The organism is Inquilinus sp., from assembly GCF_039594555.1.
Classification (GTDB): domain Bacteria; phylum Pseudomonadota; class Alphaproteobacteria; order DSM-16000; family Inquilinaceae; genus Inquilinus.
Genome location: NZ_JBCNNF010000372.1, coordinates 1 through 6,784 on the forward strand (window position 1 = coordinate 1; position 6,784 = coordinate 6,784).

The 6,784-nt window shown below is 70.9% G+C and carries 8 protein-coding genes; 3 read left to right on the forward strand and 5 right to left on the reverse strand.

The window, feature by feature from the left end; translation table 11 throughout:
* Both ABDW35_RS28835 and ABDW35_RS28840 read left to right on the forward strand, forming a co-directional pair.
* Positions 1-365 (forward strand): cupin domain-containing protein (locus tag ABDW35_RS28835; protein WP_343717297.1); only part of this gene is annotated, 365 nt, incomplete at its 5' end.
* A gap of 98 nt (positions 366-463) precedes the next feature.
* Positions 464-1,405, forward strand: coding sequence for a hypothetical protein (locus tag ABDW35_RS28840; protein WP_343717298.1), 942 nt, complete (start codon positions 464-466; stop codon positions 1,403-1,405).
* Here the strand turns inward: ABDW35_RS28840 and rpsI are convergent.
* The 3 genes from rpsI to ABDW35_RS28855 all read right to left on the reverse strand — a co-directional run bounded on the left by rpsI (position 1,323) and on the right by ABDW35_RS28855 (position 3,607).
* Positions 1,323-1,799, reverse strand: coding sequence for a 30S ribosomal protein S9 (gene rpsI / locus ABDW35_RS28845; RefSeq protein ID WP_343717299.1), 477 nt, complete (start codon positions 1,797-1,799; stop codon positions 1,323-1,325). The genes ABDW35_RS28840 and rpsI overlap by 83 nt on opposite strands.
* Before the next feature lie 4 nt (positions 1,800-1,803).
* Complete coding sequence (gene rplM, locus ABDW35_RS28850; RefSeq protein ID WP_034842861.1) at positions 1,804-2,262, reverse strand: 50S ribosomal protein L13; 459 nt, start codon at positions 2,260-2,262, stop codon at positions 1,804-1,806.
* Positions 2,263-2,464: 202 nt separating this feature from the next.
* Complete coding sequence (locus tag ABDW35_RS28855; protein WP_343717300.1) at positions 2,465-3,607, reverse strand: helix-turn-helix transcriptional regulator; 1,143 nt, start codon at positions 3,605-3,607, stop codon at positions 2,465-2,467.
* Between the two features lie 233 nt (positions 3,608-3,840).
* On the opposite strand from ABDW35_RS28855, the gene ABDW35_RS28860 reads away from it, so the two are divergent.
* Positions 3,841-5,763, forward strand: a complete 1,923-nt coding sequence (locus tag ABDW35_RS28860) for a calcium-binding protein (RefSeq protein ID WP_343717301.1) — start codon at positions 3,841-3,843, stop codon at positions 5,761-5,763.
* A 3-nt stretch (positions 5,764-5,766) separates the two neighbouring features.
* On the opposite strand, the gene ABDW35_RS28865 is transcribed toward ABDW35_RS28860, so the two are convergent.
* Both ABDW35_RS28865 and ABDW35_RS28870 read right to left on the reverse strand, forming a co-directional pair.
* Entirely contained in the window at positions 5,767-6,189 is a 423-nt protein-coding gene (locus ABDW35_RS28865) for a PaaI family thioesterase (protein WP_343717302.1), read from the reverse strand.
* Positions 6,190-6,276: 87 nt separating this feature from the next.
* The coding region (locus ABDW35_RS28870; protein WP_343717303.1) for a DUF308 domain-containing protein at positions 6,277-6,784 on the reverse strand (508 nt) is incomplete at its 5' end.

Sequence of the window (6,784 nt, forward strand, 5' to 3'; positions counted from 1 at the left end):
TCGGCTTCGCCGAGCTGGTCGGCGGCGGGTCCGCGGCCCCGGCCCGGCTGATCCCGCCCGCGGAGTTCGCGACGATGTGGCAGAGCGAAGCCGGCAGCGCCCGGCTGGTCGCCTCCGGCGGCTGGGCCGAGCTGTGGGACTGGGATCTCGCGGCCGGCGCCCGCTACGACGCCAGCCCGGACCCGGCCGGGACGGTGGAACTGATCCGGGTGCTGGAGGGCACGCTGGTGCTGGAGGTCGACGGCACCGCCCTCGCCGCCCCCGCCGGCCACGCGCTGCGCCTGGCCAGCGACCGGCCCTACGCCTACCGCGCCGAAGGCGGGCCGGTGCGCTTCGTCAAGGTGGTGGCACCGGTGGGCCGCTGAGCGGCTGAGTCATTCCGCCCCACCCGGCAAAGTCTGCTTGCCTCGGCCGGCTTCGGCCCGCACCATGCCGCCCGCGGTTTCACCAGAGCGGCGATCGGATGACCCCATCTCGACGCAACGCCGTGCTGGCCATCGTCGCCGGCAGCCTGCTGATGACGGCCGCGCCGGCCACCACCCCTCCGGCGCCCGACTTTGCCGTGCCCGCCTCCCCGGTCATCCCGGACCTGGCTCTGAGGCCTGAGGTGCCGGACGGCATCCCGCATTCCAGCGACCATGCCTTCGCCGAACTGCTGGCCGCGGCCGAGAGCAGCCGCGACCCGCTGCAGATGAACAAGGGCGGCTATGCCGGGCTGTTCCAGCTCGGCGACTCGGCGGCGGCGATCGCCGGCATCTACGATCCGGGTGAGAAGCTGTCGCCGGAGGACACGCGCAACCGCTGGCGCGGCACCTTCCACATCCCGGGCTATCCGCAGGTGCGGACCATCGGCGACTTCCTGGACACGCCGGCGGCGCAGATCGCGGCCTTCCGCCTGCACCTGGCCCATCTCGACCGCGAGATCGCCCAGCGCGGGCTGGACCGGCGGATCGGCGGCTATGTCGCCGGGGTGCCGATCACCTGGGACGGGCTGCGCGCCATGATGCATCTGGGCGGGCCGGACGGGACCGAGCGCTTCATCGCCACCGCTGGCGCCTATGACCCGGCCGACGACAACGGCGTGCGGATCAGCGATTATGGCCGCCGCTTCGCCGGCGTCACCGCGATCCAGCCGACCCGGCCGGCGGTGATCCCGACCGTGGCGACCACCGTCGCCGCCCCGACCCCTGCCGGACCGGCCGCTGCCATCGTGACCCCGACCCTGGTCGCGACCACGCCCTCGCCGCGCCGCCGGCCCGCGCAACGAAAAAGGGGCGCCCGAGGGCGCCCCTTTCCGAACAACGGATCCGAAGTCGTGCGGATCAGCGCTTGGAGAACTGGAAGCTCCGGCGGGCGCCGGCCTTGCCGTACTTCTTGCGCTCGACCACGCGCGGGTCGCGGGTGAGGAAGCCGTGGGCCTTCAGCGCGCCGCGCAGGCCGGGCTCATAGGCCACCAGGGCGCGGCTGAGGCCGTGCCGAACCGCGCCAGCCTGGCCGGACAGGCCGCCGCCGGTGACGGTGCAGACGACGTCGAACTGGTTGGTCCGGTCGCACACCTGGAACGGCTGCTGCAGCAGCATGCGCAGCACCGGGCGGGCGAAGTAGACTTCCTGGTCGCGGCCGTTGACCGTGATCTTGCCGGTGCCGGGCTTGACCCAGACGCGGGCGACGGCGTCCTTGCGGCGGCCGGTGCCGTAGGAGCGGCCCTGGGCGTCGCGCTTCGGCTCCGCCGGCGCGGCCTCGGCCACGGCACCTTCGAGGGTCGGCTTCAGATCGGAGAGGGACTGCAGATCGGCCACGGCCTTACCTCTTGTTCTTCGGATTCATGGCAGCGACGTCCAGCACCTCGGGCTGCTGCGCCTCGTGCGGATGCGACGCACCGGCATAGACCTTGAGGTTGCCCATGACCTTCCGGCCCAGCGGGCCGCGGGTGATCATGCGCTCGACCGCCTTCTCGATCACGCGCTCCGGATGGGCGCCGTCGAGGATCTGGCCCTTCGACCGGCCCTTGATGCCGCCGGCATAGCCGGTGTGCCAGTAGAAGATGCTGTCCTGGCGCTTGTTGCCGGTCAGACGGACCTTCTCGGCATTGACGACGATGACGTTGTCACCGGTGTCGACGTGAGGGGTGAAGGTGGTCTTGTGCTTGCCGCGAAGGCGCATCGCGATGATGCTGGCGAGCCGACCGAGAACGACGCCGTCGGCGTCGACCACGATCCACTTCTTCTCCACCTCGGCGGGCTTGGCGGAATATGTCTTCATGACGGGCCCTTGATCGAGGGTCGGGAACGGATGCCGCCGGCTGCCCCTGGGAGGGGCTTCCGGCGAGAGGCCGCTGTCTACGCGGCGGGACCGCCCGCGTCAACGGAAAAAAGCAGCGAAACCACAGTCACTTAGTGGAACGGTATTTCAATACCGTTCGCGCAAGCCGCAGGAACGCTGGCGTTCCGCAGCATAGCCGCGATCACGCCGCGGCGAAGCCCTGCATCACCAGCCGCACCAGATCGGCCTGGCGGCAGGTGCCGGTCTTGCCGAACACGGCCTTGAGATAGCCGCGCAGGGTGTTGACGCTGATGCCCCACTCCGCCGCCAGGCTGCCGATGGTGGCGCCGGAGGCCAGGCGCGACGCCACCTCCGCCTCCCGCGCGGTCAGGCCGAAGGCGGTCATCAGGGCGCGCCCGTCGACCGGCCGCGCCTCGTCCGGCGCCGCGATGAAGATCGCCGCGCGGGCCGGCCCGCAGCGCCCGTCCGCCGGGTCGACGGCGGTGACCGGCGCCACCGTCAGCACCAGCGGCGCGCGCCCCTCCGGGTCCGACAGGCACAGCCGGGCCGAGGCCGCGGCGGCCCCACGCGTCAGGGCGCCCTCCGCCGGCCGCGCCAGGATCGCCGCCATCGCCGCCACCATCTGGCGCAGCAGCGCGGTCTCGGCCGGCAGCGCAGCGGTGATGCCGGCCGAGGACAGGCGCAGGCCGCGATGCTGCCGCCCGATCTCCTCCGCCCGCCGGTTGACGAAGAGCGGCCGGCATTCGCGGTCGACCAGGATCACGCCGGAGTCGAGCGCGTCGAGGGCGGCCTGGCTGCCCGCCACCAGCAGATCGCTGGAGGCCAGCCGCCGGCGCAGCCGCTGCGCCGACGCGAAATGCGGCATCACCAGCTGCAGCGCCTTCAGCTCCGCCGGCTCGAAATCCCGCATCTGCCGCGGCCGGCAGACCGCGACCATGCGCGAGCTCAGGCGGCCCTGCCAGGCGTAGACGCCGGCGCGGAAGCCGTTCATCGGCCGCACCACCTCGTTGTACATCTCGGTCCGCAGGAAGTCGGCATCGGCGATCAGGCTGGACGACGCCACCGCCCGCTGCGCCGGGAGCGACCGCAGCCACTCCGCCGCCGCGCCGCCGTCACCGGCCGCCTCGGCCAGGCGCCTGACGGCGCCGCCATCGACGCCCACGCCGAGCCCGGCCGGCGGCCGATCGGCCTCCCGGGTCAGCAGCACCGCATGGTCGGCCCCGACCAGGCCACGCAGGATGTCGAGGCTGTCCGCACAGCCCTCCGGCCTCACGGCCGCGTCATAGATCCGCTCGACCGCACCGAACACCGCCTCCGCCTGCATGCCCCCTCGCCCCGAATGCCGTTTTAAATCGCATGGCTCCGCAACGGTCCCCAAAAGACGGGCGGAAAATGGCAATCCTCGGGACCGGATTGTGGCCGACCTGCCATAACTGCCTTGCCGGTTAGGAATGGCCACAGGATCGAAATCCCACCGGCCTCTCGCGGCAGGCCCGCTCGAGCCGGAATCACGCCCCGAAAAATTTTGCGGCTTCGTCCGGCGCATCCCCTGTTCGGATGACGCCATCGCCGCCGGGCCTCGGCAATCTGATCGAGGTCCACGGCGGGATCGAAACTGGCAGGGGCATCGACATGGCGATCAATGGCGACGGCAACAAGAACATCCTGAACGGAACCGTCAATGACGACGAAATCAACGCCTATGGCGACGACGACTTCGTGCGGGGCGATTCCGGCGCCGATCTGATCAACGGCGGCACCGGGGACGACACTCTCTATGGCGACCTCGGTGACGATACGATCCATGGCGGCTACGGCGACGACGATCTCGACGGCGGCACCTCCTATGGTGACTCCAATGACGGCAACGACAAGCTCTACGGCGACTACGGCGACGACTACCTCGACGGCTACAGCGGCAATGACCAGCTGTATGGCGGCTATGGCGACGACTACATCGACGACAGGATCGGCGATTCTGGCGTGTATTCCGGAGATGCCGGCAACGACAACATCTATATCGGCCACGACACTGCGCTGGGCCTGACGACCTACATCTATGGCGGCGGCGATGACGACTCCATCCGCTCCGATGGAAATGGCGAGCACTACATGGATGGCGGCTCCGGCGACGATTTCGTCTATCGCAATGGCGTGGGCAACGATCGGCTTTACGGCGGTACGGGCGACGACGAGATCCGGGCCGGCGAGGGGAGCGACCAGGTCGACGGCGGCGACGACGAGGACAGGTGCTCCGGCGATGAAGGAAACGACACGATCGCGGGCGGCGCGGGCGACGACCAGCTCTATGGCGACGCGGGATCCGACCGGCTGACCGGCGGCAGCGGGGTCGACTATCTCGACGGCGGCGCCGACGGCGACGTCTACGTCGTCGGCGCGCAGGACTTCTCGCCGGCCGGCGTGTTTCTCGACGAGATCAGGGAGTATGCCGACGGCGGCATCGACGCGATCGAGGGCGCGCTTTCGCTCTCGCTCTCGCTCGCCGGTTTCGAAACGATCGAGAATCTGGTCCTGGTGGAGTACGACCCCGCCAGCAGCCTGTCCGGCACGGGCAACGGCCTGGCCAATTCCATCTCGGGCGGGGTCGGCAACAATGTGCTGTCGGGCCTGGCCGGCAACGACAGCCTTGCCGGATTCGACGGCGACGATGTCCTGCGCGGCGGCTCGGGTGCCGACCGGCTGCTCGGCGGCAACGGTGCCGACACGGCGAGCTATTGGGAGAGCGCCACGGGCGTCACCGCCAACCTCACGACCGGGAAAGGTGCCGGCGGCTATGCCCAGGGTGACACCTATTTCGAGATCGAGCACATCACCGGCAGCCAGGGCGCGGACCTGCTGACGGGCAACGCCGGCGCCAACACGCTGCACGGCGAAGGCGGCAACGACGTGCTGCGGGGTGGCGCCGGCGGGGACTCCCTGGACGGCGGCGCCGGGCTGGACACCGCCTCCTATGCAACTGCGACCGGCGGCGTCTCAGTCAATCTGAGCACCCGGGTCGGTTCGGCCGGCGAGGCGCTCGGGGACATCTACACCAGCATCGAGAACGTCACGGGCTCGGCCGGCAGCGACACCATCACCGGCAACAGCGGCGCCAATGTGCTGAACGGCTGGATCGGGCGGGACACCCTGACCGGCGGTGCCGGGGCCGACCGCTTCGCCTTTTCCTCCGTGTCGCACAGCGCCGTCGGCGCCAATGCCGACCGGATCACTGACTTCACCCGGTCGCAGGGCGACAGGATCGACCTCTCGGCCATCGATGCGAAGACCACCGCCGCCGGCGACCAGGCCTTCAGCTTCATCGGCACCGCCGCCTTCGGCCACGTCGCCGGGCAGTTGCGCTATGCGGTATCGGGCGCGTCCACCATCATCGCCGGTGACGTGAATGGCGACGGCACCTCCGATTTCCACATCGTGCTGACGGGGGCCCTTGCGCTCCAGGCCAGCGACTTCGTGCTGTAGCGGTCACCCTCGCGGCGGGATCGAGTAGGTGCCGGTGGCATGGGCCACCGGCTCCGGCTCGCCTTGCGAGAACAGCAGCACCTCGCCATAGGCCAGGCGCTTGCCGAGCTTGAGCAGCCGGGCCTCGGCCACCACCGGCACCAGGGCCGGGCGGCGCAGGAAGTTGATCGCCATCGAGGTGGTGACCGCCAGCTCGACCCGGCCGATGCGGCTGAGCACCGCGGCGTAGAGCGCGACATCGGCCAGGCCGAACAGGGCCGGGCCGGTGATGGTGCCGCCGGGCCGCACGAAATCCTCGCGGCAGGGCATCAGCAGCGTCGCCGTGCCGACGCCCAGCGCCGTGACCATCACCCCGAAGGCGCCGATCAGCGGCACGCCGTCGCGGATGATCGCCTCCACCATCTCAGCTTCGATCGCCGGCTGCATCGCCGCCCTCCCCGTCCGGTTCCCGCCAGTAGGGCCGAGCGCGGCGGCCGCCGCAAGCCTCCGCGCTCCGGCACCAGCCCTGCGCGGTCAGGTGGCCGGGCCGCCCCGGCGGGCGTCGCTCACCATCAGCCAGATCGCCGAGACCAGGAAGTAGAAGGCGCCGAACGCGGCATAGGGGACGATGGCGGCGATGCCGGTGGCTTCGGTGCCGACCGCCCGCTTGAGAAAGAACAGCCCGGCCAGGGCCGACTGGGCGCCGCTCAGGATCATCGCCCATTGCGCGCCGGACAACGACCGGCGCCGGGCGGCGGTCGCGAGCTGGAAGCCGCCCGCGAGCACCGCCCAGACGCCGTAGACGCCGAGCACGGCGGCCATGCCGATGCCGAGGGCCACGGCGACGGCGATCGCCGTGAGCACGCTGATGCCGAAGTTCAGCACCTGCGTCCGGTTCCGCCCCAGCCCGCCGGAGCGCCGGGCGTCGACCAGGTTGGCGAGGGCGTCCCAGGCCGGATAGGCGACCAGCATGGCGGCCGACAGCTGCGGCATGTCCTGCGCCGCGGTCGAGGCCAGGACGACCCAGCCCGCGGCGACCGCG